At 52.9% G+C, this 26940-nt stretch carries 27 protein-coding genes; 15 read left to right on the top strand and 12 right to left on the bottom strand.

Features of this window, described 5'->3' with window-relative positions:
• Nucleotides 1-20 precede the first annotated feature (20 nt).
• Genes cmoB through J4613_RS04375 form a run of 5 tightly spaced genes read right to left on the bottom strand, consistent with a single transcriptional unit; the run spans nucleotide 21 to nucleotide 3602 of the window.
• Nucleotides 21-992 (bottom strand): tRNA 5-methoxyuridine(34)/uridine 5-oxyacetic acid(34) synthase CmoB, encoded by a 972-nt coding sequence (cmoB, locus tag J4613_RS04395; protein ID WP_000569035.1) that lies wholly within the window; start codon nucleotides 990-992, stop codon nucleotides 21-23.
• Nucleotides 989-1732, bottom strand: a complete 744-nt coding sequence (gene cmoA, locus J4613_RS04390; RefSeq protein WP_000019615.1) for a carboxy-S-adenosyl-L-methionine synthase CmoA — start codon at nucleotides 1730-1732, stop codon at nucleotides 989-991. The genes cmoB and cmoA overlap by 4 nt, the downstream gene beginning before the upstream one ends.
• Nucleotides 1733-1772: 40 nt before the next feature.
• Nucleotides 1773-2168, bottom strand: a complete 396-nt coding sequence (locus tag J4613_RS04385; RefSeq protein ID WP_000252975.1) for an MAPEG family protein — start codon at nucleotides 2166-2168, stop codon at nucleotides 1773-1775.
• Nucleotides 2169-2220: 52 nt separating this feature from the next.
• Nucleotides 2221-3039: a DUF72 domain-containing protein gene (locus J4613_RS04380; protein WP_080192152.1), complete on the bottom strand. Its 819-nt coding sequence runs from the start codon at nucleotides 3037-3039 to the stop codon at nucleotides 2221-2223.
• The gene (locus J4613_RS04375; protein ID WP_000916144.1) at nucleotides 3036-3602 is read right to left on the bottom strand and encodes a hydrolase; all 567 of its coding nucleotides are present in this window, start codon (nucleotides 3600-3602) and stop codon (nucleotides 3036-3038) included. The genes J4613_RS04380 and J4613_RS04375 overlap by 4 nt, the downstream gene beginning before the upstream one ends.
• A gap of 324 nt (nucleotides 3603-3926) precedes the next feature.
• On the opposite strand from J4613_RS04375, the gene aspS reads away from it, so the two are divergent.
• From aspS to ruvC, 4 genes are all read left to right on the top strand, one after another.
• Nucleotides 3927-5699 (top strand): aspartate--tRNA ligase, encoded by a 1773-nt coding sequence (gene aspS, locus J4613_RS04370; RefSeq protein WP_001258629.1) that lies wholly within the window; start codon nucleotides 3927-3929, stop codon nucleotides 5697-5699.
• Nucleotides 5700-5801: 102 nt separating this feature from the next.
• Entirely contained in the window at nucleotides 5802-6254 is a 453-nt protein-coding gene (nudB, locus tag J4613_RS04365) for a dihydroneopterin triphosphate diphosphatase (protein ID WP_000653693.1), read from the top strand.
• A 29-nt stretch (nucleotides 6255-6283) separates the two neighbouring features.
• Complete coding sequence (locus tag J4613_RS04360; RefSeq protein WP_000907242.1) at nucleotides 6284-7024, top strand: YebC/PmpR family DNA-binding transcriptional regulator; 741 nt, start codon at nucleotides 6284-6286, stop codon at nucleotides 7022-7024.
• Between the two features lie 36 nt (nucleotides 7025-7060).
• Nucleotides 7061-7582 (top strand): crossover junction endodeoxyribonuclease RuvC, encoded by a 522-nt coding sequence (ruvC, locus tag J4613_RS04355; protein WP_000022509.1) that lies wholly within the window; start codon nucleotides 7061-7063, stop codon nucleotides 7580-7582.
• Between the two features lies 1 nt (nucleotide 7583).
• Here the strand turns inward: ruvC and J4613_RS04350 are convergent, their stop codons facing one another.
• Together J4613_RS04350 and J4613_RS04345 are read right to left on the bottom strand one after the other, a co-directional pair.
• Nucleotides 7584-8183, bottom strand: a complete 600-nt coding sequence (locus tag J4613_RS04350; RefSeq protein WP_000716753.1) for a YebB family permuted papain-like enzyme — start codon at nucleotides 8181-8183, stop codon at nucleotides 7584-7586.
• Nucleotides 8184-8809: 626 nt separating this feature from the next.
• Nucleotides 8810-9706: a DUF4034 domain-containing protein gene (locus J4613_RS04345; protein ID WP_001659582.1), complete on the bottom strand. Its 897-nt coding sequence runs from the start codon at nucleotides 9704-9706 to the stop codon at nucleotides 8810-8812.
• 419 nt (nucleotides 9707-10125) lie between these two features.
• Here J4613_RS04345 and ruvA point away from each other — a divergent pair, with 419 nt between their 5' ends.
• On the top strand, nucleotides 10126-10737 hold the full coding sequence (gene ruvA / locus J4613_RS04340) for a Holliday junction branch migration protein RuvA (RefSeq protein WP_000580335.1): 612 nt from the start codon (nucleotides 10126-10128) through the stop codon (nucleotides 10735-10737).
• A gap of 8 nt (nucleotides 10738-10745) precedes the next feature.
• Nucleotides 10746-11756 (top strand): Holliday junction branch migration DNA helicase RuvB, encoded by a 1011-nt coding sequence (gene ruvB / locus J4613_RS04335; protein WP_000568504.1) that lies wholly within the window; start codon nucleotides 10746-10748, stop codon nucleotides 11754-11756.
• Between the two features lie 78 nt (nucleotides 11757-11834).
• On the opposite strand, the gene znuB is transcribed toward ruvB, so the two are convergent.
• The gene (znuB, locus tag J4613_RS04330) at nucleotides 11835-12620 is read right to left on the bottom strand and encodes a zinc ABC transporter permease subunit ZnuB (RefSeq protein WP_111742323.1); all 786 of its coding nucleotides are present in this window, start codon (nucleotides 12618-12620) and stop codon (nucleotides 11835-11837) included.
• Nucleotides 12617-13372: a zinc ABC transporter ATP-binding protein ZnuC gene (znuC, locus tag J4613_RS04325; protein ID WP_000203023.1), complete on the bottom strand. Its 756-nt coding sequence runs from the start codon at nucleotides 13370-13372 to the stop codon at nucleotides 12617-12619. The genes znuB and znuC overlap by 4 nt, the downstream gene beginning before the upstream one ends.
• Nucleotides 13373-13450: 78 nt before the next feature.
• Between znuC and znuA the strand changes: the two genes are divergently transcribed.
• The 3 genes from znuA (at nucleotide 13451) to lpxM (ending at nucleotide 16818) form a co-directional block, all read left to right on the top strand.
• Complete coding sequence (gene znuA, locus J4613_RS04320) at nucleotides 13451-14395, top strand: zinc ABC transporter substrate-binding protein ZnuA (RefSeq protein WP_000939597.1); 945 nt, start codon at nucleotides 13451-13453, stop codon at nucleotides 14393-14395.
• 15 nt (nucleotides 14396-14410) lie between these two features.
• A complete protein-coding gene (gene mepM, locus J4613_RS04315) occupies nucleotides 14411-15730 on the top strand; it encodes a murein DD-endopeptidase MepM (protein WP_001184028.1) in 1320 nt (439 codons plus the stop codon).
• A 116-nt stretch (nucleotides 15731-15846) separates the two neighbouring features.
• Nucleotides 15847-16818: a lauroyl-Kdo(2)-lipid IV(A) myristoyltransferase gene (lpxM, locus tag J4613_RS04310; protein WP_000448401.1), complete on the top strand. Its 972-nt coding sequence runs from the start codon at nucleotides 15847-15849 to the stop codon at nucleotides 16816-16818.
• Between the two features lie 72 nt (nucleotides 16819-16890).
• Here lpxM and pyk read toward each other — a convergent pair whose 3' ends face one another.
• Nucleotides 16891-18333, bottom strand: coding sequence for a pyruvate kinase (gene pyk / locus J4613_RS04305; protein WP_000091156.1), 1443 nt, complete (start codon nucleotides 18331-18333; stop codon nucleotides 16891-16893).
• A 123-nt stretch (nucleotides 18334-18456) separates the two neighbouring features.
• On the bottom strand, nucleotides 18457-19326 hold the full coding sequence (locus tag J4613_RS04300) for a MurR/RpiR family transcriptional regulator (protein WP_001056720.1): 870 nt from the start codon (nucleotides 19324-19326) through the stop codon (nucleotides 18457-18459).
• Between the two features lie 341 nt (nucleotides 19327-19667).
• On the opposite strand from J4613_RS04300, the gene zwf reads away from it, so the two are divergent.
• The 3 genes from zwf to kdgA all read left to right on the top strand — a co-directional run bounded on the left by zwf (nucleotide 19668) and on the right by kdgA (nucleotide 23868).
• Nucleotides 19668-21143 (top strand): glucose-6-phosphate dehydrogenase, encoded by a 1476-nt coding sequence (zwf, locus tag J4613_RS04295; RefSeq protein ID WP_000301711.1) that lies wholly within the window; start codon nucleotides 19668-19670, stop codon nucleotides 21141-21143.
• A gap of 234 nt (nucleotides 21144-21377) precedes the next feature.
• On the top strand, nucleotides 21378-23189 hold the full coding sequence (edd, locus tag J4613_RS04290; RefSeq protein ID WP_001524363.1) for a phosphogluconate dehydratase: 1812 nt from the start codon (nucleotides 21378-21380) through the stop codon (nucleotides 23187-23189).
• Nucleotides 23190-23226: 37 nt separating this feature from the next.
• Nucleotides 23227-23868: a bifunctional 4-hydroxy-2-oxoglutarate aldolase/2-dehydro-3-deoxy-phosphogluconate aldolase gene (kdgA, locus tag J4613_RS04285; protein ID WP_000800494.1), complete on the top strand. Its 642-nt coding sequence runs from the start codon at nucleotides 23227-23229 to the stop codon at nucleotides 23866-23868.
• A gap of 99 nt (nucleotides 23869-23967) precedes the next feature.
• Here kdgA and purT read toward each other — a convergent pair whose 3' ends face one another.
• Entirely contained in the window at nucleotides 23968-25146 is a 1179-nt protein-coding gene (gene purT / locus J4613_RS04280) for a formate-dependent phosphoribosylglycinamide formyltransferase (protein WP_000173428.1), read from the bottom strand.
• Nucleotides 25147-25276: 130 nt separating this feature from the next.
• On the opposite strand from purT, the gene yebG reads away from it, so the two are divergent.
• The 3 genes from yebG to J4613_RS04265 all read left to right on the top strand — a co-directional run bounded on the left by yebG (nucleotide 25277) and on the right by J4613_RS04265 (nucleotide 26741).
• The gene (gene yebG, locus J4613_RS04275; RefSeq protein WP_000257723.1) at nucleotides 25277-25567 is read left to right on the top strand and encodes a DNA damage-inducible protein YebG; all 291 of its coding nucleotides are present in this window, start codon (nucleotides 25277-25279) and stop codon (nucleotides 25565-25567) included.
• Nucleotides 25568-25634: 67 nt separating this feature from the next.
• Entirely contained in the window at nucleotides 25635-25988 is a 354-nt protein-coding gene (yebF, locus tag J4613_RS04270) for a protein YebF (protein WP_001042123.1), read from the top strand.
• Nucleotides 25989-26081: 93 nt separating this feature from the next.
• Nucleotides 26082-26741, top strand: coding sequence for a tellurite resistance TerB family protein (locus tag J4613_RS04265; RefSeq protein WP_000024715.1), 660 nt, complete (start codon nucleotides 26082-26084; stop codon nucleotides 26739-26741).
• Nucleotides 26742-26940 lie beyond the last annotated feature (199 nt).

The following is a 26940-nucleotide window of genomic DNA, read 5'->3' as shown; positions in this document are numbered from 1 at the left end:
AACGATCATTCGACAATCCATCACGGTTTACGCGCAATCAGCACCGCGCGCTGCGGGGCGGGATAGCCTTCCACCGTCTTGCTGCGATCGTTCGGGTCGAGGAAATCGGCCAGCGACTCGGTAACCATCCATTCGGTACGGCGCTGCTCTTCGGTGGTAGTGACGCAGACATCGGCGATACGCACATCAATAAAGCCGCATTTTTCCAGCCATTTTTTTAATGCCGGCGCGGAAGGAATAAAATAGACATTACGCATCTGGGCATAGCGATCACCCGGCACCAAAACGGTATTTTCATCGCCGTCGACGACCAGCGTTTCCAGTACCAGTTCACCCTCGTTGACCAACTGATCTTTTAACTGCCACAGATGCTCCAGCGGCGAGCGACGGTGATAAAGCACCCCCATCGAGAAGACGGTATCAAATGCTTTCAGCGCCGGGAGTTGTTCAATGCCCAACGGCAGCAGATGCGCGCGCTGATCGTTACCCAACAGTTTACGCACCGCCTCAAACTGGCAGAGGAAAAGCTGTGTAGGATCGATGCCGACCGCCAGATGTGCGCCCGCGCCAATCATCCGCCACAGGTGATAGCCGCTGCCGCAGCCGACATCAAGGATCGTCCGGCCGGTTAAATCTGACAGATGCGGCAGTACGCGATCCCACTTCCAGTCGGAGCGCCATTCGGTATCAATATCTACGCCATAAAGCGAGAACGGGCCTTTACGCCACGGCATCAGATTACGCAGCAATGTATCAATACGCTTTAGCTGACCTTCGCTGAGCGGCGTTTCGCTTTCAGCCGTGACGCTGTGCAGTAAATCCAGCCGCCAGGGCGTCATTTCCGGTAAAAATTCTACCGCGTTCGACCACTGTTTAAACAAGCCATGCTGCTGCTCGCGTTGCCAGGCGGCAATCTGCGCGGGCAATGTTTCCAGCCAGTGGGAGAGATGATTTTTAGCAATGAGCTGATAAAAGTTACCAAACTCGATCATGCGGCAACTCCGGCTTTTAACGCGACAAGCGACCCGAAATTAAAGCACTGGAACCACAGTTCACTGTGTTCGAAACCCGCCTTACGCAGGCGCGATTTATGTGTTTCCACCGAGTCGGTGAGCATCACGTTTTCCAGCATACTGCGCTTCTGGCTGATCTCCAGTTCGCTGTACCCATTAGCGCGTTTAAAATCGTGGTGCATGTTGAATAACAGCTCGCCCACTTTCGCGTCTTCAAAGCTAAATTTTTCCGACAGTACCAGCGCGCCGCCGGGATTCAACCCCTGGTAAATCTTATCCAGCAATGCCTGGCGTTCGGCAGGTTCAAGGAATTGCAGGGTAAAATTCAGCACCACCATCGAGGCGTTTTCAATAGTGATATCGCGGATATCGCCTTCAACGACTTCAACCGGCGTAGGCGCTTTATACGCATCAATATGACGGCGGCAGCGTTCAATCATGGCCGGGGAGTTATCGACGGCGATAATCCGACAATGCTCATGGCGGATATTACGCCGAACAGACAGCGTCGCGGCGCCCAGCGAGCAGCCCAGATCGTAGACCTGCGTGTTCGGCTGCACAAAGCGTTCAGCTAACATGCCGATCATGGAGATGATGTTGGAGTAGCCTGGTACCGAACGCTGAATCATGTCGGGGAAAACTTCGGCTACTCGTTCATCAAAAGTCCAGTCGCCGAGACGGGCGATAGGCGCAGAAAAAAGCGTGTCACGGTGAGACATAACGTATACATCCGGGAAAAATAAAGGCGCGTATTGTGCGCTAATACAGGGAGAAAACCAACTCCCAGGGCATATACCACAGGTTTGCCAGCACCATCAGCAACAATGCGCACCAGGTCGCGCTCATCCCCGCCCGCCGCCAGCGGAACAGGCGGTGGTGAAAACCGTAATAATGCATCAGCCGACCGGCGATTAAAATGATGCCGCAGATATGCACCATCCACGTTTCGGCGCCGTTCATTTCCATAAACAGCAGCAGCACCAGCGCGACAGGAATATATTCCACCGCGTTGCCATGAATACGGATGGCGCTTTGTAATTCGCTAAAACCGCCGTCGCCATAGGCGACACGGTACTGCATTCGCAAGCGAACGACATTAAAAGAGAACTTCATTAATAATAACGCACCCAAAACGGCATACAGCGCGCTTACCATACAAACTCCCTTTTAAAATGGCTGATGGCACTGTCTATGATAGGGGGCATTTTCAGAAAAGAGAAGATTGCTGTGGAATGGACGGAGCAGTGCCGATTTCCGGTAAGACGCTGCGTAAATCATGCCAAAGCGTATTCACCAGTTCCGGCGCCTGCGCGATATCCGGAGTATGTAAAAACAGAAAAGGCGTGGTGGTCTGCCGCCACTGCGGGAGTTTCTGCAACCAGGCGGCGAAAAACTCACGGTTTTGCGCCATATTATCGCTACCGATAAAACGCACCATCGGATGGCTAGCCGTCACGACCGCATGTACCGGGACTTTGGGTTTTTTTCGCTGCGCGTCGCGGACGGCCTCGCTGTGGGGATGGGCGGCATGTACCGGACGACTATCCAGGATCACGCGGTTTACGCCGCGCGCGTGTAACCCGCGATTGAGCTGCTGTTCATCCTCACCTTTGTCAAAAAAACACCGATGACGAACTTCTACGCCATAGGTAAACGTGGCGGGGAGCGCATCAAGAAACTGCCATAAGGCGGGGAGATCGCGCGGTCCAAAGGCGGCGGGCAACTGCAGCCAGTATTGGCCAATACGCGTTTCCAGCGGCGCCAGGCGGGTAAAAAACGCCTGTACCAGATCGTCGCAATGGCGCAGCGCGGCCTGGTGAGAAATGGTCGCGGGAAATTTAAAGCAAAAACGGAAATCGTCCGTAGTTTGCGCATACCAGCGATCGACAATTTCCGCTTTCGGCAGCGCGTAAAGCGTGGTGTTGCCCTCTACGCAATTAAAGTGGCGGGCATACTCTTCCAGACTGGTGATGCCGAGCCGCACCCATTTCGGGTGCGACCATTGCGGCAAGCCAATGTAGATCATAAGGCGTTTAAAATATCCTCTACGCTGCGTACCCGGCCAATGCGCGGGAAAATATGCGTCATACTGCTCTGATGCTGCTCACTGCTGGCGGCGCTACAGGCATCTTCGGCAATAATAAGGTTAAACCCCAACTCCCAGGCGTTACGCGCTGTGGATTCGACGCCGATATTGGTTGAGATCCCACACAATATGATGGTGTCGATACCCCGGCGGCGAAGCTGTAATTCCAGGTCGGTGCCGTAAAACGCGCCCCACTGGCGTTTAGTCACTTCCAGATCGCTGTCCTTTTTACCCAATGCCGTAGGCCAGGTCCACCAGTTTTCCGGCAATGCGTGCGCAGGCGTTGCGGCATCCACCGGCTGTTTTAACGCCTCGGCATAATCATCAGACCATCCAACGCGTACCATAACCACGGGCGAGCCGTTGGCGCGACACTTTTCCGCCAGCCGCGCGGCGCGGGCGACCACCTCATTTGCCGTATACGGGCCGCCGGCAAACGGAAGAATTCCTTCCTGTAAATCAATAACCACCAGGGCGGTTGTGGTCGCGTTGAGTTTCAGCATGATAATCACTCTCCTAAAAATAGCGGATTTCACTACACCTTAAGCGCGATTAAAGAGGAAAGCGGTGATAAATATTGTTAATTTTTGTGAGCATACGCAATACCCGCGTGAAAAACCCGGGTACAGTCAGTATGAACCAGGCGTCGATACCGCATGAAACGGGCAAGTTATCGCTCCCATGCTGGATTGACTCTTATCGTGCGGCAGAATTTCCAGTATAATAGCCGCCTTTTTTCATCCAGTTGTGACATACAGCTAAAGCTGCGACTTCGTCGCCTACATGGCAGGCAACAATCCGCCTGCGGCTAAGTTAAGGGATATCTCATGCGTACAGAATATTGCGGACAGCTACGTCTGTCCCACGTGGGGCAGCAGGTGACTCTGTGTGGTTGGGTCAACCGTCGTCGTGATCTTGGCAGCCTGATCTTTATCGATATGCGCGACCGCGAAGGTATTGTGCAGGTGTTCTTCGATCCGGATCGTGCGGACGCGTTAAAGCTGGCCTCTGAACTGCGTAATGAGTTCTGCATTCAGGTTACGGGCACCGTGCGTGCGCGTGACGCGAAAAACGTCAATGCGGATATGGCGACCGGCGAAATTGAAGTGCTGGCGTCCTCTCTCACTATCATCAACCGCGCAGACTCACTGCCGCTTGACGCTAACCACGTTAATACCGAAGAGGCGCGTCTCAAGTACCGCTATCTGGATTTGCGTCGTCCGGAAATGGCGCAGCGCCTGAAAACTCGCGCCAAAATTACCAGCCTGGTGCGTCGTTTTATGGACGATCACGGTTTCCTTGATATTGAAACGCCGATGCTGACCAAAGCCACGCCGGAAGGCGCGCGCGACTATCTGGTGCCTTCGCGCGTGCACAAAGGTAAATTCTACGCGCTGCCGCAGTCGCCGCAGCTGTTCAAACAGCTCCTGATGATGTCCGGTTTCGATCGTTACTATCAGATAGTCAAATGCTTCCGTGATGAAGACTTACGTGCTGACCGTCAGCCGGAGTTTACTCAGATCGACGTCGAGACCTCCTTCATGACCGCGCCACAGGTGCGCGAAGTGATGGAAGCGCTGGTGCGCCATTTGTGGCTGGAAGTGAAAGGCGTGGATCTGGGGGATTTCCCGGTCATGACGTTTGCCGAAGCGGAACGTCGCTACGGTTCCGACAAGCCAGACCTGCGTAACCCGATGGAACTGGTAGATGTCGCTGACCTGCTGAAATCGGTAGAGTTCGCGGTCTTCGCGGGCCCGGCTAACGATCCGAAAGGCCGCGTGGCAGCGCTGCGTGTGCCTGGCGGCGCACAGCTTAGCCGTAAGCAGATCGACGATTACGGTAACTTTGTTAAGATCTACGGCGCGAAAGGCCTGGCATATATCAAAGTTAACGAGCGCGCGAAAGGTCTGGACGGGATTAACAGTCCGGTGGCCAAGTTCCTGACCGCCGACATTGTCGACGCTATCCTTGAACGTACCGGCGCGCAGGACGGCGACATGATCTTCTTCGGCGCAGATAACAAAAAAGTGGTTGCCGATGCGCTGGGCGCGTTGCGTCTGAAACTGGGCAAAGACCTGAGCCTGACCGACGAAGACAAATGGGCGCCGCTGTGGGTGATTGACTTCCCGATGTTCGAAGACGACGGCGAAGGCGGTCTGACCGCGATGCACCATCCGTTCACCGCCCCGCGTGACATGACGGCGTCTGAACTGAAAACTGCGCCGGAAGAAGCCGTCGCTAACGCTTACGATATGGTGATTAACGGCTATGAAGTGGGCGGCGGTTCGGTGCGTATTCACAACGGTGAAATGCAGCAAACCGTATTTGGTATTCTCGGTATCAATGAACAGGAGCAGCGCGAGAAGTTCGGCTTCCTGTTGGATGCGTTGAAATACGGTACGCCGCCGCATGCGGGCCTGGCGTTTGGTCTGGACCGTCTGACCATGCTGTTGACCGGCACCGACAATATTCGTGATGTTATCGCCTTCCCGAAAACGACCGCCGCCGCGTGTCTGATGACCGAAGCGCCGAGTTTCGCCAACCAGGCAGCGTTGACGGAGTTGGGGATTCAGGTTGTGAAGAAAGCCGAGAATAACTGATATGAACAATGTACACGACATCATTCGCGTGATATCGCGGCGGCCCGCAAGGGCGAGTCTCATCAATGCGCGGCGTCACTCAACAGCCAACAACGAGGTCGCGTGAAGGATAAAGTGTACAAGCGCCCCGTTTCGGTCCTGGTGGTTATTTTCGCGCAGGATACGAAACGGGTGCTAATGTTGCAGCGACGCGACGACCCGGATTTTTGGCAGTCAGTGACTGGCAGCATAGAAGAAGGGGAGACCGCGTTGCAGGCCGCCGTACGTGAAGTCAAAGAGGAGGTCACGATTGATGTTGCGGCAGAGCAACTGACCTTAATCGACTGCCAACGTACGGTGGAGTTTGAAATTTTTTCACATTTACGTCATCGCTATGCGCCGGGCGTCATGCACAATACAGAATTCTGGTTCTGCCTTGCGTTACCGCATGAGCGGCAGGTGATATTCACTGAACATCTGACGTACCAGTGGCTTGATGCGCCTGACGCGGCGGCGCTTACCAAGTCCTGGAGTAACCGGCAAGCGATTGAAGAGTTTGTCATTAACGTCGCCTGAAAAGGCGCGCTTTTTTTGAGGAAATATTTATGGCAGGTCATAGTAAATGGGCCAACACCAGACATCGTAAAGCTGCGCAAGATGCCAAGCGCGGTAAAATCTTCACTAAAATTATTCGTGAACTGGTAACGGCAGCTAAATTGGGCGGCGGCGATCCGGATGCCAACCCGCGTCTGCGCGCGGCTGTAGATAAAGCGCTGGCCAACAACATGACCCGCGACACTCTGAACCGTGCCATCGCTCGCGGTGTGGGTGGTGATGAAGACTCGAACATGGAAACCATCATCTATGAAGGTTATGGTCCTGGCGGCACGGCCATTATGATTGAGTGTCTGAGTGACAACCGTAACCGTACCGTAGCGGAAGTGCGTCATGCTTTCAGCAAGTGCGGCGGTAATCTGGGTACCGATGGCTCAGTGGCGTACCTGTTCAGTAAGAAAGGGGTCATCTCCTTTGAGAAAGGCGATGAAGACACCATCATGGAAGCCGCTCTGGAAGCTGGCGCGGAAGATGTTGTGACCTATGATGATGGCGCGATTGATGTTTACACTGCCTGGGAAGAGATGGGCAAAGTGCGTGACGCGCTGGAAGCGGCGGGTCTGAAAGCGGACAGCGCCGAAGTGTCCATGATCCCGTCAACCAAAGCGGATATGGATGCGGAAACCGCGCCGAAACTGCTACGTCTGATCGATATGCTGGAAGACTGTGACGATGTCCAGGAAGTCTACCATAACGGTGAGATCTCTGATGAGGTGGCGGCGACCCTGTAATGGTGCTGTTAAACGCCGGCGGGCAGGGGGGATAGCGTGTCGATTATTCTCGGTATTGACCCCGGCTCGCGCATTACCGGTTATGGCGTTATCCGCCAGGTAGGCAGACAACTGACCTATCTGGGCAGCGGATGTATTCGCACCAAAGTCGATGATTTGCCGTCTCGTTTGAAGCTCATATACGCAGGCGTGACGGAAATCATCACGCAGTTCCAGCCGGACTATTTTGCTATCGAACAGGTGTTTATGGCGAAAAATGCCGACTCAGCCCTCAAGCTGGGACAGGCGCGCGGCGTCGCGATTGTCGCCGCGGTCAATCAGGAACTGCCCGTGTTTGAATACGCGGCGCGTCAGGTGAAGCAAACCGTCGTCGGTATTGGTAGCGCGGAAAAAAGCCAGGTACAGCATATGGTGCGCACGTTGCTCAAACTGCCCGCTAACCCGCAGGCCGATGCCGCGGATGCGCTGGCTATCGCCATTACGCATTGCCACGTTAGCCAGAACGCGATGCAAATGAGCGAGAGCCGACTCAATCTGGCGCGGGGAAGGTTGCGCTAAATCATTCTCCCTCAGCCTCGCGTTGAGGGGTTTCAATTCCACAGGCGCTAATTAATTCTAAATTGGGATGTTGCCACAGGCTGGCGGGCGTCACCGTCTTACGATCCCACGGGATTGAACCTAAAAACCAGAACTTCCAGAAGGCGAGTTTCGCATCAGGATTGCTGTGAAGCAATTCTTCGAATGTCTCAATATCGCCTACCGGAATACACAATGCTTCTTTATAGATATCAAACACAAATTTCGAGCAGAACTGGCGCGATGACTCATATTTAAACCCCGTGTGATAAAACTTATTCAGCCGGGCGGGAACCTGTTCCATGATGGCGAGTTTCTGTTCGACCGTCAGGCCGCCGCGCAGACGGCGAACGGCGTAACGTTGTCCGGCTGAACGTTGTATAAACAGTGACAGCGTGGTGACGGTTGAGAGGGGGACGCGACTTTCCGCCACCAGATAGTCATCACCATTATGACCAATAATAATCCCAACATGGTTGCTCCAGCACTGTGAAGCGGTGGATATCTGGCCGAAAAGCGCGGCACCTATACAGGTAAAGACGATATCCCCGGTTTCATATTGGACAGAATAATGTTTTTTCATGTTCACGTTCCATTATTACCTAAAATAATATCCTTTATTTTACGCTATTGGATAATTAGCATTATACTCACATAATGACAAGATATTATTATCAATAAATATCCATCATGAATATTATAATTTACGGTGATAATGTTTTTACCTCTTTCCAGAGGTGAAAGTGAAAGGGAAAATAGACGAATGCAGGGAATAAGTGGACTGTCCTTTCCATATTATATAATTGTTTGTATCGCCATATATTTTTCTTGAGTCTATGTTATTGTCTGGTTGTGTTTCTCTTCATGCTTATTGCTTTTGTTTTTAATAGGCATTTGAGGTGTGATCTGGCAAGAGTGGTTGGCGCAAATATTTGGCTGACTCTGCGTTATATTAAGCGCCAGGGGGAACAGGAGGCGAAAGTGCAAAAGGTTAGGTTGCAATGCAAAAAATATCGAGTTTGTACTGTTCATCAATCGCTGATTATTATTGTTGTAAAGGGTAAGGAAGTGATTAACAACGGTACCGTTTATCTCGTTCATGGTCCAGAGGTTGAAGGACATTTTCCATTAAACCACCTCTGCATATAACGGCTGAGGCGGCTTAATTCAATTAATGCTGTGCATTAAACTGTGATGGTAATCTGGCAATTATTGGAAGGACTGCTGGCATTCCCGATAATTTAACCCTTGTGGCCAGGTATCCCGCTCCGTTTCCCCTTGAATCATTTTATCTGCTTTCACAAAGGAGTCTTTATCGCGGGCAATGCAGGAGCTTATCAGAATATTATTAAGCGTGCGGGTTGATGGAAACTGTTTGTAGCGATCTCTCCAACCTTGCAGCATATCGTCCCAGGAGACAATCTGACGTTTATTCAGTAAAGCCATTAATTCAGGTTGGTAATGGATTGCATTACTCCAGATATAAGCGTAGTAAGAAAGTCCCGATTGATTTTTGTTTTTTTCTGCGGCCATTCTGGCGATTTTTTCGACTTCTTCCGGAGAACCACCCCATTTAGGCAAACGAGCGACCATGGCCTCGATATAAATATTTTGATAGGCGGGATATTTTTTGCTGGCTTCTTCCAAAGTGCTATAGAGCAACTCTTTATCCTCAAGATTGCGTGCGACCATTTCCATTTCCTGATACCATGTCACATCTTTGTCGGCAATATCTTTGTTCTTTAACAGATACTCTTTTTCCTGAATCATCAGCTTCTTATATTTCGGCCATATATCAGAGTCCACCGTGCTGGCCGCACCTTCACCGCGTAAATTCACGGCTTTAGCATCAAAAACCATTGCTTGCAGCAGCCTTGCACCCGTGGATTTGGGGTTTGCTTTAAGCCACTCTTTTGCCACGCCAGAAATACCATTGTCGGAAACATCTACTGAAAAAAGATTATAGATCCCTCCCCATGCGATAACCAGTTTATGAGTTCCGCCGCTGGTTGTCGGGAATCCGGTATTGTATTCCTGAAACATAGCGTCCAGCTTGTCCCACTTTTGGCTGACAGTATAGGCGATAGCTTGTTGCTCAATGGCCATTCTTTCCCGTGTTTCCGTGAGGCTATTAGCTGACGCCAGCGCAGGAATAGCCATTAATGTACCTATGACAATATTTTTCAATAACATTGAATTTCTGTCCTGAATGATTAAATAACAAGATGATTAAAAATGTTTATAAAGGATGTGCTTTCACCGGAGGAAATTCAAGCTATAGTGATAATGCGTATCTGGACTTTTTATTTATTATTCTTACAGAAAATGTTATTGAATTATATTTATTATAGACACTTATTATATCTCCACATCATGGGGCGCGACGGCACCCGGTGGTGTTGCGCGACCGATTCGAAGGGAAGGCCATTGAGATAGGCGAATAACGTGTTTTTCATCTGGATAAACATCCAGTCTTTTTTTATGATAGTGCATTATCTTTTCAGCCCTTTACGCAGGAGCGTCATGTGATAGGCAGACTCAGAGGCATTATTCTCGAAAAACAACCCCCGATCGTGCTGCTGGAGACAGGGGGAGTAGGCTATGAAGTACATATGCCTATGACCTGCTTTTACGAGCTGCCGGAGGCCGGGCAGGAGGCAATCGTCTTCACCCACTTCGTGGTGCGTGAAGATGCGCAGTTGCTGTACGGATTTAACAATAAGCAAGAGCGCACGCTATTTAAAGAGCTAATTAAAACGAATGGCGTCGGGCCTAAGCTGGCGCTGGCGATCCTCTCCGGCATGTCGGCGCAACAGTTCGTCAATGCGGTTGAGCGCGAAGAGCTTGGTGCGCTGGTGAAGCTGCCGGGTATCGGCAAGAAAACTGCCGAACGATTGATTGTCGAAATGAAAGACCGCTTTAAAGGGCTACATGGCGATCTCTTTACGCCAGCGGTCGACTTGGTATTGACGTCGCCGGCCAGCCCAACCTCGGAAGATGCAGAACAAGAAGCAGTTGCTGCGCTGGTGGCGCTGGGTTATAAACCGCAAGAAGCCAGTCGGATGGTAAGCAAGATCGCCCGTCCGGATGCAAGCAGTGAAACACTGATTCGCGACGCGTTACGCGCCGCGTTATGAGGTAAAGGATGATAGAAGCAGATCGCCTGATTTCAGCAGGCGCCACGATCGCAGAAGACGTCGCCGATCGCGCCATTCGCCCGAAGTTATTGGCGGAATATGTCGGCCAACCGCAGGTGCGCTCCCAGATGGAGATCTTTATTCAGGCGGCAAAACTGCGTGGCGACGCACTAGATCACTTGCTGATTTTCGGCCCGCCAGGGTTAGGTAAGACGACTCTGGCGAATATCGTTGCCAATGAAATGGGCGTCAATCTCCGAACCACGTCCGGCCCGGTGCTGGAAAAAGCAGGCGATCTGGCGGCTATGCTCACCAATCTTGAACCGCATGATGTGCTGTTTATTGATGAGATTCACCGGCTTTCACCGGTGGTGGAAGAGGTACTCTATCCGGCGATGGAAGATTACCAGTTGGATATTATGATTGGCGAAGGGCCTGCCGCACGTTCAATTAAGATCGATCTGCCGCCGTTTACGCTCATTGGCGCGACGACGCGCGCCGGGTCGTTAACGTCCCCGCTACGCGACCGTTTTGGTATTGTGCAGCGCCTGGAGTTCTACCAGGTGCCCGATCTGCAGCACATCGTCGGGCGCAGCGCAAGGCACATGGGGCTTGAGATGAGCGATGACGGCGCGCTGGAAGTGGCGCGTCGGGCGCGCGGTACGCCGCGTATAGCCAACCGCCTGCTCAGACGTGTGCGTGATTTCGCCGAGGTGAAGCATGACGGGGCTATTTCAGCGGAAATTGCCGCGCAGGCGCTGGATATGCTGAACGTCGATGCGGAAGGGTTTGACTATATGGATCGCAAGCTGCTGCTGGCGGTTATTGATAAATTCTTCGGTGGACCGGTCGGCCTGGATAACCTGGCGGCGGCGATTGGCGAAGAGCGTGAAACCATTGAGGATGTGCTGGAGCCGTATCTGATTCAGCAAGGCTTTTTGCAGCGCACGCCGCGTGGGCGTATGGCAACGGTGCGCGCCTGGAACCATTTCGGGATCACGCCGCCAGAGATGCCTTAGCGCCTGAAGTCGCTGCGCTCATCAGACCTGGGCGATTTTGTAGGCCCGGTAAGCGCAGCGCCACCGGGCAACACACGCTTAGCTTGCCTGCTTTTTCATCATACTGAAGATAAACAGCAGCGCGGCACACAGCACTACGGATGGCCCTGCCGGGGTATCATAAAAGGCTGAGAAGGTCAGTCCACCTGTAACCGCTATCATACCTACACCAACGGCGACGCCCGCCATCTGTTCCGGCGTACGGGCAAAGCGACGCGCGGTTGCGGCGGGGATAATCAGCAGCGACGTAATGATCAGCGCTCCGACAAACTTCATCGCCACACCAATGGTTAACGCTGTTACCAGCATCAATAGTAGCTTCACGCGCTGTAACTTCACGCCATCGACAAAGGCAAGATCCGGACTGATAGTTATTGACAGCAAGTTGCGCCACTGCCAGAAGAGAATGGCCAGCACAATAACGACCCCAATAGCGATCGAGATAAGATCTTCCGGTGTGACGGCCAGTAAATCGCCAAACAGATAAGCCATTAAATCAACGCGGACGTTGGACATCAGGCTGACCACGACCAGTCCTAAAGACAAGGCGCTGTGCGCCATAATGCCCAGTAAGGTATCAATCGCGAGGTGAGGACGCTTCTCCAGCCATACCAGACCGGCGGCCAGCAGCAGCGTAACGGCGATTACCGCATAAAAGGGGTTAACGTCCAGCAACAGGCCAAACGCCACGCCCAGAAGCGACGCGTGAGCCAGCGTATCGCCAAAATAGGACATCCGACGCCAGACCACAAATGAGCCCAAAGGACCAGCGGCGCACGCCAGCATCATCCCGGCCAGCCAGCCGGGCAGTAATAATTCAATCATGAGTGACCATTTCCCCGGCGCAGTACAATACGGCCCTGTAAATCGTGGCGATGATTATGATGATGGCGATAAATCCCTAATTGCTCCGCGCCTCGCGGGCCAAACATAGAGATAAATTCCGGATGCATAGACACCACTTCCGGCGCGCCGGAACAGCAAATATGATGGTTCAGGCATAACACTTCATCCGTCTTTGCCATGACCAGATGTAGGTCATGCGACACCATCAGCACGGCGCAATCGAGTTCACGGCGCAGCTGATCGATAAGGTCGTATAACGCGACCTGGCCGTTGACATCCACGCCTTGCGTCGGCTCATCAAGTACCAGCAACTGCGGCCTGTTAAGCAGAGCACGCGCCAGCAGTACGCGCTGTGTCTCGCCGCCGGAGAGTTTTTGCATGGGCGCGTCAATCAAATGTCCGGCCTGAACGCGTTTAAGCGCCGGGAGAATATCCGTTTTTTGCGTGCCCGGACGTAAACGTAAAAACCGGTTTACCGTCAGCGGAAGCGTGGTATCGAGATAGAGCTTTTGCGGGACATAGCCGATACGGAGTTGCCCGTTGCGCTTGATCACCCCTTCATCAGGGGCTACCAGTCCTAAAACCACGCGTACAAGCGTTGACTTCCCCGCGCCGTTAGGACCGAGAAGCGTTAAAATTTTTCCGGGGCTCAATTCAAGCGACACGTCAGAGAGGACGCGGCGTTGACCAAATGAGACCGAGACGTTTTCCAGTGAAACTAAACTTGTCATGTTAATTTTAGGCTTGCAGAAGTGATAGAATGTTATAATATCACATTTCACACATTCATTACGATGATTAGTCGCATTATGTTACAGAAAAATACGCTTCTTTTCGCAGCATTATCCGCCGCGCTTTGGGGGAGTGCAACCCAGGCTGCCGACGCCGCCGTTGTCGCTTCGCTTAAACCGCTTGGGTTTATCGCTTCCGCCATTGCTGATGGCGTTACGGATACACAAGTATTACTTCCGGATGGGGCTTCCGAGCATGATTATTCATTGCGTCCATCAGACGTAAAACGCTTACAGGGCGCGGACTTAGTCGTCTGGGTTGGCCCGGAAATGGAAGCCTTTATGGAGAAGTCGGTCAGGAATATCCCTGATAATAAGCAGGTTACCATTGCGCAACTTGCCGATGTAAAACCGTTACTCATGAAGGGCGCGGATGATGATGAGGATGAACATGCGCATACGGGCGCCGATGAGGAAAAAGGTGACGTACATCACCATCACGGCGAATATAACATGCATCTTTGGCTCTCCCCAGAGATAGCGCGGGCTACAGCGGTTGCAATCCATGAAAAATTAGTGGAACTTATGCCGCAAAGTCGAGCCAAACTCGACGCCAACCTGAAGGATTTTGAGGCACAATTAGCCGCAACCGATAAACAGGTCGGTAACGAGCTCGCGCCGCTCAAGGGGAAAGGGTATTTCGTTTTTCATGACGCCTACGGTTACTACGAAAAACACTACGGACTCACCCCGCTCGGTCACTTTACCGTGAACCCTGAGATACAACCTGGCGCGCAGCGTTTACATGAAATAAGAACACAGTTGGTTGAGCAAAAAGCAACCTGCGTTTTTGCTGAGCCACAATTCAGGCCAGCGGTCGTGGAAGCCGTGGCGAGAGGGACATCCGTTCGAATGGGAACACTGGACCCCCTCGGGACGAACATTAAACTGGGTAAAACAAGCTATTCAGCGTTTTTAAGCCAATTGGCCAACCAGTATGCGAGCTGCCTGAAAGGAGATTAACGAGGAAGTGAATACGTGCAACAGATAGCCCGCTCTGTCGCCCTGGCATTTAATAATCTGCCCCGACCCCACCGCGTTATGCTGGGGTCACTTACCGTTCTGACACTGGCCGTCGCCGTATGGCGGCCCTATGTTTACCACCCAGAATCCGCACCAATCGTTAAAACTATTGAACTGGAGAAAAGCGAGATTCGTTCCCTCTTACCGGAGGCCAGCGAACCCATCGATCAGGCCGCGCAGGAAGATGAAGCTATTCCTCAGGATGAGCTGGACGATAAAACCGCAGGCGAAGTCGGCGTCCATGAATACGTCGTCTCCACAGGCGATACGTTAAGCAGCATTCTGAATCAGTACGGCATCGATATGAGCGATATTAGCCGACTTGCCGCTTCTGATAAGGAGCTGCGCAATCTGAAAATTGGCCAACAGCTTTCCTGGACACTGACCGCCGATGGCGATTTACAGCGTCTGACATGGGAAGTCTCCCGCCGTGAAACGCGTACCTACGATCGCACTGCCAACGGTTTTAAAATGAGCAGTGAAATGCAGCAGGGGGACTGGGTTAACAGTCTGCTGAAAGGCACGGTAGGGGGTAGCTTTGTCGCCAGCGCGAAAGAGGCCGGTTTAACCAGCAGCGAAATCAGCGCAGTGATAAAAGCCATGCAGTGGCAGATGGATTTTCGCAAGCTGAAAAAGGGCGATGAATTTTCGGTTCTGATGTCGCGCGAGATGCTGGATGGCAAGCGTGAACAGAGTCAGTTGTTGGGCGTGCGTATGCGTTCCGATGGTAAAGATTACTACGCCATTCGCGCCGCTGACGGTAAATTCTATGACCGTAACGGTGTTGGCCTGGCGAAAGGCTTTTTACGCTTCCCGACCGCCAAACAGTTCCGCATCTCCTCCAACTTCAATCCGCGTCGTCTGAACCCGGTTACCGGACGCGTTGCGCCGCATCGTGGCGTTGACTTTGCGATGCCGCAGGGTACGCCGGTGCTGTCGGTGGGGGATGGCGAGGTCGTGGTCGCTAAACGTAGCGGCGCTGCTGGTTACTACATTGCGATTCGTCATGGACGCACCTACACCACACGTTACATGCACTTGCGTAAGCTGCTGGTGAAACCGGGGCAAAAAGTGAAACGTGGCGATCGTATTGCGCTTTCTGGTAACACCGGGCGTTCCACAGGGCCGCATCTGCATTATGAGGTATGGATCAACCAGCAAGCCGTTAACCCTCTAACAGCAAAATTGCCGCGCACGGAAGGTCTGACGGGGTCAGATCGTCGTGAATACCTGGCACAGGTGAAAGAGGTTCTGCCACAACTGCGCTTCGATTAACAAATGCGCTGACAGAGCCGGTACGCGATGTGTGCCGGCTTTTTTGTTTTGTGTGCGGCGCAGACGTCGCTACACTATTCACAATTCCTTTTCGCGTCAGCAGACCCTGGAAAAGCATGGAAACCAAAAAAAATAATAGTGAGTATATCCCTGAATTCGAAAAATCCTTTCGCTATCCGCAGTATTGGGGCGCCTGGTTGGGCGCTGCGGCAATGGCGGGGATCGCATTAACGCCGGCATCATTCCGCGACCCTTTGCTGGCGACGCTGGGGCGTTTTGCCGGACGGCTGGGGAAGAGTTCTCGTCGCCGGGCGCTAATTAATCTGTCATTGTGCTTTCCGCAGCGTAGCGAAGCTGAACGCGAAGCGATTGTCGATGAGATGTTCGCCACCGCGCCGCAGGCAATGGCGATGATGGCTGAGTTGGCGATGCGCGGTCCGAAAAAAATTCAACAGCGTGTTGACTGGGAAGGTCTGGAGATTATCGAGGAGATGCGTCGTAACGACGAAAAAGTCATTTTTCTCGTACCGCATGGCTGGGGCGTCGACATTCCGGCCATGCTGATGGCCTCTCAGGGGCAAAAAATGGCGGCGATGTTTCATAATCAGGGTAATCCGGTTTTTGACTATATCTGGAATACCGTGCGTCGGCGTTTTGGCGGACGTTTGCATGCGCGAAATGACGGGATTAAACCCTTTATTCAGTCTGTTCGTCAGGGCTACTGGGGTTACTACCTGCCGGACCAGGATCACGGCCCGGAGCATAGTGAATTCGTTGATTTCTTTGCGACATACAAAGCAACGCTGCCTGCGATTGGTCGGCTGATGAAAGTGTGCCGCGCACGCGTGATACCGCTTTTCCCGGTGTATAATGGTAAAACGCATCGCCTGACTATCCAGATTCGCCCGCCAATGGACGATCTGCTCACGGCTGACGACCACACTATCGCCAGACGGATGAACGAAGAGGTCGAAATTTTTGTCGGCCCGCATCCGGAACAGTACACCTGGATCCTGAAGCTGCTCAAAACCCGCAAGCCAGGCGAGATTCAGCCGTATAAGCGTAAAGATCTTTATCCCATCAAATAAATAAAGCCTCTCGTAAGAGAGGCTTTATGCTGACAAACCCTGTACTACCTGATGAACAGGCGTGGGGGAGTTTTACTCCACGGTCAAGATACGCGTGGTATTGGTTGAACCGACGGTGCTCATGACATCGCCCTGGGTCACGATAACCAGGTCGCCGGAAACCAGATACCCTTTATCGCGCAGCAGATTAACAGCTTCATGTGCCGCGACAACGCCATCAGCCGCGCTGTCAAAATGCACCGGCGTTACTCCGCGGTAGAGCGCGGTCAGGTTCAGCGTGCGTTCATGGCGCGACATGGCGAAAATCGGCAGGCCGGAGCTGATACGGGAAGTCATTAGCGCGGTACGACCGGATTCCGTCATGGTGATGATCGCGGTAACGCCTTTCAGATGGTTTGCCGCATACATCGCAGACATGGCAATAGCTTCTTCAACGTTGTCGAACTGCACGTCGAGACGGTGTTTAGACACATTGATGCTGGGGATTTTTTCTGCGCCCAGGCAGACGCGCGCCATTGCGGCAACGGTTTCAGAAGGATACTGACCGGCTGCGGTTTCGGCAGACAGCATAACTGCATCCGTGCCATCCAGGACGGCGTTCGCCACGTCCATCACTTCCGCGCGGGTCGGCATCGGGTTGGTGATCATCGACTCCATCATCTGCGTTGCGGTGATGACTGCACGGTTTAGCTGACGCGCACGGCGAATCAGCGCCTTCTGGATACCAACCAGCTCCGGATCGCCGATTTCAACGCCCAGGTCGCCACGTGCGACCATCACAACGTCAGAGGCCAGAATGATATCGTCCATGGCGTTTTGGTCGCATACCGCTTCGGCGCGTTCGACTTTAGCCACAATTTTCGCGTCGCAGCCGGCGTCGCGTGCCAGGCGGCGTGCGTAGTTCAGATCTTCGCCGCAGCGCGGGAAGGAGACGGCCAGATAGTCAACGCCTATCAGCGCAGCGGTTTGAATATCGGCTTTGTCTTTTTCGGTCAGCGCTTCAGCAGAAAGCCCGCCGCCGAGCTTGTTAATGCCTTTATTGTTAGACAGCGGGCCGCCGACGGTGACCTCGGTAAAGACTTTCATGCCCTGGACTTCAAGCACTTTCAACTGCACTCGACCATCGTCAAGCAGCAGGATATCGCCAGGAACGACGTCTGCCGGCAACCCTTTGTAATCAATGCCGACTTTTTCTTTGTCGCCTTCGCCTTTACCCAGGTTAGCGTCTAACAGAAATTTGTCCCCGATGTTGAGGAACACTTTGCCTTCTTTAAAAGTGGAAACGCGAATTTTTGGCCCTTGCAGGTCGCCTAAAATAGCCACATGACGCCCCAGTTTGGCGGCAATCTCACGGACTTTATCAGCACGCATTTTATGATCTTCCGGCGAGCCGTGAGAGAAGTTCATACGTACGACGTTTGCGCCCGCGGCGATAACCTTCTCAAGGTTGTTATCGCGGTCAGTTGCCGGGCCTAACGTGGTAACGATTTTGGTTCTGCGAAGCCTTCTGGACATGTAATACTCCGTTGACTAAAACAACTTGGTGTTGCGTGAACATTGATCCGGTCGTTCTGAAACCTTAACGGTATAAAATGAACGTCCCCGGATGACGAAAAGGGTAGAACATTGTTATTGCTTTTAGCGGTCATCACTCTTGATGAGTAATTCTTTATCAAAACGCGATTCCTTGAGCGCTTCCTTGACACGCTTCAAGTTATCTCTGAATTTTGCCCCGCGACGCAAAGTAAATCCCGTTGCCAGCACATCTATCACGGTCAGCTGAGCAAGTCGAGAGACCATGGGCATATAAATGTCTGTATCTTCCGGTACGTCGAGGGTAATGGCCAGCGTGGCTTCGCGCGCCAGCGGCGTTCCAGCGGAGGTCAGGGCGATCACCATCGCATCGTTTTCCCGCGCCAACTGCGCCAGTTCCACCAGGCTCTTGGTTCTGCCAGTATGCGAAATGAGCACGACGACGTCATCATCGCTACAATTCATACAGCTCATCCGTTGCAGCACGATATCGTCGGAGTAAATCACCGGCACATTGAAGCGAAAAAACTTATTCATGGCGTCATGCGCGACCGCGGCGGAGGAACCAAGACCAAAAAAGGCGATTTTTTTTGCCTGGGTCAGTAAATCGACCGCGCGGTTGACGGCCGATTTATCCAGCGACTGGCGAACATGGTCGAGACTGGCCATAGCGGACTCGAAGATTTTTCCTGTATAGGCCTCGACGCTGTCATCTTCATCCACATTGCGATTAACATAGGGGGTGCCATTTGCCAGACTTTGCGCCAGATGCAGTTTAAAATCAGGAAAGCCGCGGGTATTCATGCTGCGACAGAAACGGTTCACCGTTGGCTCGCTAACGTTAGCTTCCTGGGCCAGCATGGCAATGCTTAAGTGAATCGATCTGCCTGGGGCGGCCAGAATAACATCGGCGACTTTTCGTTCAGATTTGCTTAAATGTTCCAGTTGAGACTGGACTTTTTCCAGCATATTCATGATTAGCAAGGCTCATGGGTATTAGCGATTTCAATGATGCGCGAAACCGAGCGCGTTTTGTTAGATATTACTCCTGGCGGCTGTCAAAGGGGGCAAAATGGCTAAAAAAGGTGTCGTTTTTTTTCATTACATGACCGACGTCGGATTTTAAGTTCCAGCTTGTGTGGAAAAGCGACAATTTTATTAGGCGTTTTGCCGATTATATTGCCAATCAAACGCCGGTTCATCCATGAAAAGGCGTTTACGGTTTCCGTAATCTCGTAAAAGCAGTACAGTGCTGTGTAATAAAATTACAACGATATCCTGGCTAAAGTACCAGGAGATTAACTGAGGAGAATGACATGGCGGTAACGCAAACAGCCCAGGCATGTGACCTGGTCATTTTCGGCGCGAAAGGCGACCTGGCGCGCCGGAAACTGCTGCCTTCCCTGTATCAGCTTGAGAAAGCCGGCCAGATCCATCCGGATACCCGGATCATTGGGGTGGGGCGCGCGGACTGGGATAAAGAAGCTTATACCCACGTTGTGCGTGAAGCGCTGGAAACCTTCATGAAGGAAAAAATTGATGAAGGCTTGTGGGATACGCTGAGCGGCCGTCTGGATTTTTGTAATCTTGACGTTAACGATACGCCTGCGTTTAGTCGCCTGGGCGATATGCTGGATCAAAAAAACCGCACCACCATTAACTATTTTGCGATGCCGCCCAGCACCTTTGGCGCTATTTGCAAAGGGTTAGGGGAGGCTAAACTCAACGCCAAACCGGCGCGTGTCGTGATGGAGAAACCGTTGGGTACTTCGTTGGCGACCTCGCGTGAGATTAACGATCGGGTCGGCGAATACTTTGAAGAGTGCCAGGTATATCGTATCGACCACTATCTGGGTAAAGAAACGGTTCTCAACCTGCTGGCGCTGCGTTTTGCCAACTCGTTATTCGTTAATAACTGGGATAACCGCACTATCGATCACGTTGAGATTACCGTAGCGGAAGAGGTGGGGATTGAAGGGCGCTGGGGATACTTTGACCAGGCCGGTCAGATGCGCGATATGATCCAGAACCACTTGCTGCAAATTCTCTGCATGATTGCCATGTCACCGCCGTCTGACCTGAGCGCCGACAGTATTCGCGATGAAAAAGTCAAAGTGTTGAAATCGCTGCGCCGTATTGATCGCTCCAACGTGCGTGAAAAAACGGTTCGTGGTCAATACACCGCTGGCTTTGCGCAGGGGCAAAAGGTGCCGGGCTATCTGGAAGAAGAGGGCGCGAATAAAAGCAGCAACACCGAAACTTTCGTCGCGATCCGCGTCGACATCGATAACTGGCGTTGGGCGGGCGTGCCATTCTATCTGCGCACCGGCAAGCGTCTGCCAACTAAGTGCTCTGAAGTCGTGGTTTATTTCAAGACGCCTGAACTGAATCTCTTTAAAGAGTCCTGGCAAGACCTGCCGCAGAACAAATTGACGATTCGCCTGCAGCCGGATGAAGGCGTAGATATTCAGGTGCTTAACAAAGTACCGGGGCTGGATCATAAGCATAATCTGCAGATCACGAAGCTTGATCTGAGCTACTCCGAGACCTTTAATCAGACGCACCTGGCGGATGCATATGAGCGCCTGCTGCTGGAAACGATGCGTGGCATTCAGGCGCTGTTTGTCCGCCGTGACGAAGTGGAAGAAGCCTGGAAGTGGGTGGACTCCATTACCGAAGCATGGGCGATGGACAACGACGCGCCGAAGCCGTATCAGGCGGGCACCTGGGGACCGGTAGCGTCCGTGGCGATGATTACCCGTGACGGTCGTTCGTGGAATGAGTTTGAGTAAATTTGCCACTCACTCTTAGGTGGTATTTTACCGGTAACATGATCTAACACAGATTGTAGAATCATTTTTGCACTTTTAAGCCTCGTGTGGATTCACCTGCGAGGCTTTTTTTATTACACTGCCTGAAACGATTTTGCCCCATTATCACCGGACATCATGTATTTCACTGTCTTTCCACATTGATGAAACGCATGGTAAACCCGGTAGCCGGACAGATAAATTTCAGGAGCCTCTATGAATCCTAATTTGTTACGCGTAACACAGCGCGTTGTCGAACGCTCGCAGCAGACCCGAAAAGCCTATCTTGCCCGCATTGAGCAGGCGAAAACCGCCACGGTCCACCGATCTCAACTGGCCTGCGGCAACCTGGCGCATGGCTTCGCCGCCTGTCAGCCAGAGGACAAAGCCTCGCTGAAAAGTATGTTGCGCAATAATATCGCCATTATTACCTCCTACAATGACATGCTCTCTGCGCATCAACCGTATGAACATTATCCGCAGATTATTCGTCAGGCCCTGCATTCCGTGAATGCGGTAGGTCAGGTCGCAGGCGGCGTACCGGCAATGTGCGATGGCGTTACGCAAGGGCAGGATGGCATGGAGTTGTCATTACTCAGCCGCGAAGTGATAGCGATGTCGGCAGCAGTAGGCCTCTCTCACAATATGTTTGACGGCGCGTTATTCCTCGGCGTATGCGACAAAATCGTTCCGGGGCTGGCGATGGCCGCGCTCTCTTTTGGTCATTTACCCGCGATTTTTGTTCCGTCAGGCCCGATGGCGAGCGGCCTGCCGAATAAAGAAAAAGTCCGTATTCGTCAGCTATATGCGGAAGGAAAAGTAGACAGAATGGCGCTGCTGGAGTCGGAAGCCGCCTCTTACCATGCGCCGGGCACCTGTACATTTTACGGCACCGCCAACACCAACCAGATGGTGGTGGAGTTTATGGGAATGCAGTTGCCGGGTTCTTCGTTTGTGCATCCGGATGCGCCGCTGCGCGAGGCATTGACTGCCGCTGCCGCACGTCAGGTAACACGTCTTACCGGCAACGGCAATACGTGGATGCCGCTCGGTAAAATGATCGACGAAAAAGTCGTGGTGAACGGCATTGTCGCGCTGCTGGCTACCGGCGGCTCCACCAACCACACCATGCATCTGGTTGCAATGGCGCGCGCGGCGGGCATTCTGATCAACTGGGATGACTTCTCGGATTTGTCGGAAGTGGTTCCGTTGATGGCGCGTCTGTATCCGAACGGTCCGGCGGACATTAACCACTTCCAGGCGGCGGGCGGCGTACCGGTATTGATGCGTGAGCTGCTCAATGCCGGATTGCTGCACGAAGACGTTAATACTGTCGCAGGCTTCGGCCTGAAACGCTATACGCTGGAGCCCTGGCTCAACAACGGCGAGCTGGACTGGCGTGAAGGCGCGGAAAGGTCACTGGATAACGATGTCATTGCCTCTTTTGATAAGCCGTTCTCTCCTCACGGCGGTACTAAGGTGCTAAGCGGTAATCTGGGGCGCGCAGTAATGAAGACGTCTGCGGTACCGGTTGAAAACCAGATCATTGAAGCGCCTGCCATGGTATTTGAAAGTCAGCATGATGTGCTGCCTGCGTTTGACGCGGGCCTGCTTGACCGGGATTGTGTCGTTGTCGTGCGTCATCAGGGACCAAAAGCGAATGGAATGCCAGAATTACATAAACTCATGCCGCCACTTGGTGTATTATTGGACCGCCGTTTCAAAATCGCGTTAGTTACTGATGGACGACTTTCAGGCGCTTCGGGTAAAGTGCCTTCAGCTATCCACGTAACGCCGGAAGCCTACGATGGCGGCTTACTGGCAAAAGTGCGCGATGGCGACATCATTCGCGTGAATGGGCAGACAGGTGAGTTAACTCTGCTGGTCGACGAGGCGGAACTTGCCGCTCGTCAGCCTCATATTCCTGACCTGAGCGCGTCGCGCGTCGGAACGGGGCGTGAGTTGTTTGGCGCGCTGCGCGAAAAGCTGTCGGGTGCGGAGCAGGGCGCAACCTGTATCACTTTTTAAGATGACACACTAGTAATCAGGCGAGAGAAGAATTCCGATGAAAAACTGGAAAACAAGTGCAGAAGCAATCCTGACCACCGGCCCGGTTGTCCCGGTCATTGTAGTCAATAAACTGGAGCACGCGGTGCCGATGGCTAAAGCGCTGGTGGCCGGGGGCGTTCGCGTTCTGGAAGTGACTTTACGTACGGCCTGCGCGATGGATGCTATTCGCGCTATCGCTAAAGACGTGCCGGAAGCGATTGTCGGCGCCGGAACCGTTCTCAATCCGCAGCAGTTGGCGGAGGTGACGGAAGCGGGCGCGCAGTTTGCGATTAGCCCGGGACTGACTGAGCCACTGCTGAAAGCCGCGACGGCAGGCACTATCCCATTGATTCCCGGTATTAGCACCGTTTCTGAACTGATGTTGGGCATGGACTATGGTCTGAAAGAGTTCAAATTCTTCCCGGCGGAAGCAAATGGCGGCACCAAAGCGTTGCAGGCGATTGCCGGTCCGTTCTCTCAGGTACGTTTCTGCCCAACCGGCGGCATCTCTCCGGCAAACTATCGTGACTATCTGGCGCTGAAAAGCGTGTTGTGCATCGGCGGTTCCTGGCTGGTGCCGGCTGACGCGCTGGAAGCGGGTGATTACGATCGCATCACCAAACTGGCGCGCGAAGCGGTAGAAGGCGCGAAGCAGTAAGCCGTTAAATGCCCGATGGCGCTTGCTTATCGGGCTTACGAGTGGCGATCAGGCAGGTCTGATAAAAATGCGCTAACGTCGCCATCAGGCGATGGCGCATTAGCCTTTTACCGTCACGCGGCTGGCGGCCTTTTTCGCTCTTATCACCGCTTCTTCAACGTTTTCACCTGTCGCTAACGCTACACCAAGACGACGAGTGCCGTCGATCTCAGGCTTACCAAACAGCCGTACCTGTACTCCGGCTCCTACCGCCGCGTGTACATTATCAAACGTCACATTTTGACTGGTAAGCTGCGGCAGAATCACGGCCGAGGCAGCGGGACCATACTGGCGAATAGCGCCTATGGGCATTCCCAGAAAGGCGCGCACATGCAGCGCAAACTCAGAAAGATCCTGAGAAATCAACGTCACCATTCCGGTATCGTGCGGGCGAGGGGAGACTTCGCTGAAAATGACTTCATCGCCACAGACGAAGAGTTCAACGCCGAACAGACCATGACCGCCTAACGCTAGTACCACATGACGCGCAATCTCTTGCGCCCGCTTCAGCGCCAGTTCGCTCATCTGCTGTGGCTGCCAGGATTCGCGATAGTCGCCATCTTGCTGACGATGACCGACTGGCGCGCAGAAATGCACGCCATCGACGGCGCTAACGGTGAGCAGCGTAATTTCAAAATCAAATTTAACCACACCTTCCACAATCACGCGACCCGCGCCAGCGCGTCCGCCCTGTTGAGCATACTCCCATGCCTGCGCGAGCTGTTCGGCCGAGCGGATAAAGCTCTGGCCTTTGCCGGAAGAGCTCATGACCGGTTTGACGATGCAAGGAAAACCCACTGCGGCTACCGCATCATGAAAACTGGCCTCACTGTCGGCAAAGCGATACGTCGATGTCGGCAGTCCTAATTCTTCTGCGGCCAGGCGACGGATCCCTTCGCGGTTCATCGTGAGCTGCGTTGCACGGGCGCAAGGCACGACATTCAGCCCTTCGCCCTCCAGCTCGCGCAGCGTATCGGTGGCGATCGCTTCTATTTCCGGCACGATATAATGCGGTTTTTCCTCTGTAATCACATGACGTAGCGCCTCGCCGTCCAGCATATTAATGACGTGTGAACGGTGAGCCACATGCATGGCGGGAGCATCAGGATAGCGATCGACGGCGATAACCTCGATCCCCAGGCGTTGGCATTCAATCGCCACCTCTTTTCCCAATTCACCTGCCCCTAATAACATCACCCGCGTTGCTGCCGGACGTAGCGCAGTGCCTAATAGCGTCATATTTCTGTCCCCTTATTTACCTGCGCGCAGTATATACGAAAACGTTTGCGTATGTCTTTTCGAATAAATTGCTTTTCTTGCTGCCTTGCAATACACTGTATATAAACACAGGTAAATAAGGGGCTGCAAAATGGCGGTTGAAGTTAAATACGTAGTCATTCGCGAGGGTGAGGAGAAGATGTCATTTACCAGTAAAAAGGAAGCCGACGCCTGGGACAAAATGCTCGATACTGCCGATCTTCTTGATACCTGGCTTGAGCAGTCGCCAGTCGTGCTGGAAGATGGGCAGCGCGAGGCGTTGTCTCTGTGGCTGGCGGAACACAAAGAGGTGTTAAGCACGATCCTCAAAACCGGTAAGTTGCCTTCTCCGCAGGCGGTTGAAAAGGACGCCGCGAGTAAAACGAAAAAGCAAGCCGCCTGAACCCACACTTGCGCTCCCGGCGTTTTGTACCATGCTTTTCCTGAATCATTGTGCTAAGGAGAAAAGTATGAATAAAAGAGGAGCGTTGTTGAGCCTGCTGTTGTTATCCGCCAGCGTATCGGCATTTGCGGCATCCACCGAGAGTAAATCGGTTAAGTTTCCGCAGTGCGAAGGGCTGGATGCCGCCGGGATTGCGGCAAGCGTGAAGCGCGACTACCAGCAAAATCGTATCGTGCGGTGGGCCGACGACCAAAAAAAGGTCGGGCAGGCTGACCCGGTCGCGTGGGTTAATGTGCAGGACGTTGTAGGTCAAAATGATAAATGGACAGTTCCGCTAACCGTTCGCGGTAAAAGTGCCGATATTCATTATCAGGTTATCGTTGATTGCAAAGCCGGCAAGGCGGAATATAAGCCCCGCTAGCAGCGTAATTTGCGCTTCTTTTGCCGGAACAGACAATTCCTGACATCCCCTCAGGTACGCTTGACCATTATTGGTCTGTATTTGAGGGGTACTATGGCTAACTGGTTGAACCAATTACAATCACTTCTTGGGCAAAAAGGCGCTTCCGCATCGTCTTCCGGTGAACAGGGGTTAAATAAACTGCTGGTTCCCGGCGCGCTGGGCGGTCTGGCTGGACTGTTGGTCGCCAATAAGTCTTCGCGCAAATTATTAACTAAATACGGTACTGGCGCTTTGCTGGTGGGCGGCGGCGCGGTGGCGGGTTCCGTATTGTGGAATAAGTACAAAGATAAAGTACGCGCTGCGCATCAGGGGGAGCCGCAATTCGGCAGCCAAAGTACGCCGCTGGATGTTCGCACTGAGCGACTGATCCTGGCGCTGGTTTTTGCTGCAAAAAGCGATGGGCATATTGATGCCAAAGAACGCGCGGCGATTGAGCACCAACTGCGAGAATCAGGTGTGGAAGAGCAAGGGCGTGTGTTTATCGAGAAAGCTATTGAGCAGCCGCTTGATCCACAACGTCTGGCACAGGGCGTTCGTAATGAAGAAGAAGCCCTGGAAATCTACTTCCTGAGCTGCGCCGCCATTGATATTGACCACTTTATGGAACGTAGCTATCTGAATGCGTTAGGAGACGCACTAAAAATTCCTCAGGAGGTTCGGGACGGTATCGAGCAGGACTTGCAGCAGCAAAAACAGGCGCTACCAGGCTGATAACCTGCCATTAAGTAACATGTTTCGCTTGCATCATGCGTGTCTTTTGCCACCCTTATAGGATGGATAGTTTACGTCATTCATGTTGCAAGATAGCGGCGAAGCAGTGACATCTCAGGCGCTTACCGAGGTGAGCGACCGGGACTACCATGCTACGCCGCTGTGTTTGCCGCGTGATATATAACAAATATTAACGCAA

The organism is Salmonella sp. 32020114201800008SM (assembly GCF_017572025.1).
Classification (GTDB): Bacteria; Pseudomonadota; Gammaproteobacteria; order Enterobacterales; family Enterobacteriaceae; genus Salmonella; species Salmonella enterica.
Note: the sequence above shows the minus strand (reverse complement) of the source record. Positions and strands in the feature narration are given on the sequence as shown.

What these genes read in the sequence shown, in the direction of transcription:
- cmoA (WP_000019615.1), bottom strand. Translation starts at nt 1,732, where the DNA reads ATGTCTCACCGTGACACGCTTTTTTCTGCGCCTATCGCCCGTCTCGGC.
- cmoB (WP_000569035.1), bottom strand. Translation starts at nt 992, where the DNA reads ATGATCGAGTTTGGTAACTTTTATCAGCTCATTGCTAAAAATCATCTC.
- lpxM (WP_000448401.1), top strand. Translation starts at nt 15,847, where the DNA reads ATGGAAACCAAAAAAAATAATAGTGAGTATATCCCTGAATTCGAAAAA.
- zwf (WP_000301711.1), top strand. Translation starts at nt 19,668, where the DNA reads ATGGCGGTAACGCAAACAGCCCAGGCATGTGACCTGGTCATTTTCGGC.
- ruvB (WP_000568504.1), top strand. Translation starts at nt 10,746, where the DNA reads ATGATAGAAGCAGATCGCCTGATTTCAGCAGGCGCCACGATCGCAGAA.
- pyk (WP_000091156.1), bottom strand. Translation starts at nt 18,333, where the DNA reads ATGTCCAGAAGGCTTCGCAGAACCAAAATCGTTACCACGTTAGGCCCG.
- J4613_RS04375 (WP_000916144.1), bottom strand. Translation starts at nt 3,602, where the DNA reads ATGCTGAAACTCAACGCGACCACAACCGCCCTGGTGGTTATTGATTTA.
- J4613_RS04300 (WP_001056720.1), bottom strand. Translation starts at nt 19,326, where the DNA reads ATGAATATGCTGGAAAAAGTCCAGTCTCAACTGGAACATTTAAGCAAA.
- J4613_RS04265 (WP_000024715.1), top strand. Translation starts at nt 26,082, where the DNA reads ATGGCTAACTGGTTGAACCAATTACAATCACTTCTTGGGCAAAAAGGC.
- znuA (WP_000939597.1), top strand. Translation starts at nt 13,451, where the DNA reads ATGTTACAGAAAAATACGCTTCTTTTCGCAGCATTATCCGCCGCGCTT.
- purT (WP_000173428.1), bottom strand. Translation starts at nt 25,146, where the DNA reads ATGACGCTATTAGGCACTGCGCTACGTCCGGCAGCAACGCGGGTGATG.
- J4613_RS04380 (WP_080192152.1), bottom strand. Translation starts at nt 3,039, where the DNA reads ATGATCTACATTGGCTTGCCGCAATGGTCGCACCCGAAATGGGTGCGG.
- aspS (WP_001258629.1), top strand. Translation starts at nt 3,927, where the DNA reads ATGCGTACAGAATATTGCGGACAGCTACGTCTGTCCCACGTGGGGCAG.
- edd (WP_001524363.1), top strand. Translation starts at nt 21,378, where the DNA reads ATGAATCCTAATTTGTTACGCGTAACACAGCGCGTTGTCGAACGCTCG.
- yebF (WP_001042123.1), top strand. Translation starts at nt 25,635, where the DNA reads ATGAATAAAAGAGGAGCGTTGTTGAGCCTGCTGTTGTTATCCGCCAGC.
- kdgA (WP_000800494.1), top strand. Translation starts at nt 23,227, where the DNA reads ATGAAAAACTGGAAAACAAGTGCAGAAGCAATCCTGACCACCGGCCCG.
- J4613_RS04360 (WP_000907242.1), top strand. Translation starts at nt 6,284, where the DNA reads ATGGCAGGTCATAGTAAATGGGCCAACACCAGACATCGTAAAGCTGCG.
- yebG (WP_000257723.1), top strand. Translation starts at nt 25,277, where the DNA reads ATGGCGGTTGAAGTTAAATACGTAGTCATTCGCGAGGGTGAGGAGAAG.
- J4613_RS04350 (WP_000716753.1), bottom strand. Translation starts at nt 8,183, where the DNA reads ATGAAAAAACATTATTCTGTCCAATATGAAACCGGGGATATCGTCTTT.
- znuC (WP_000203023.1), bottom strand. Translation starts at nt 13,372, where the DNA reads ATGACAAGTTTAGTTTCACTGGAAAACGTCTCGGTCTCATTTGGTCAA.
- J4613_RS04345 (WP_001659582.1), bottom strand. Translation starts at nt 9,706, where the DNA reads ATGGCCATTGAGCAACAAGCTATCGCCTATACTGTCAGCCAAAAGTGG.
- znuB (WP_111742323.1), bottom strand. Translation starts at nt 12,620, where the DNA reads ATGATTGAATTATTACTGCCCGGCTGGCTGGCCGGGATGATGCTGGCG.
- J4613_RS04385 (WP_000252975.1), bottom strand. Translation starts at nt 2,168, where the DNA reads ATGGTAAGCGCGCTGTATGCCGTTTTGGGTGCGTTATTATTAATGAAG.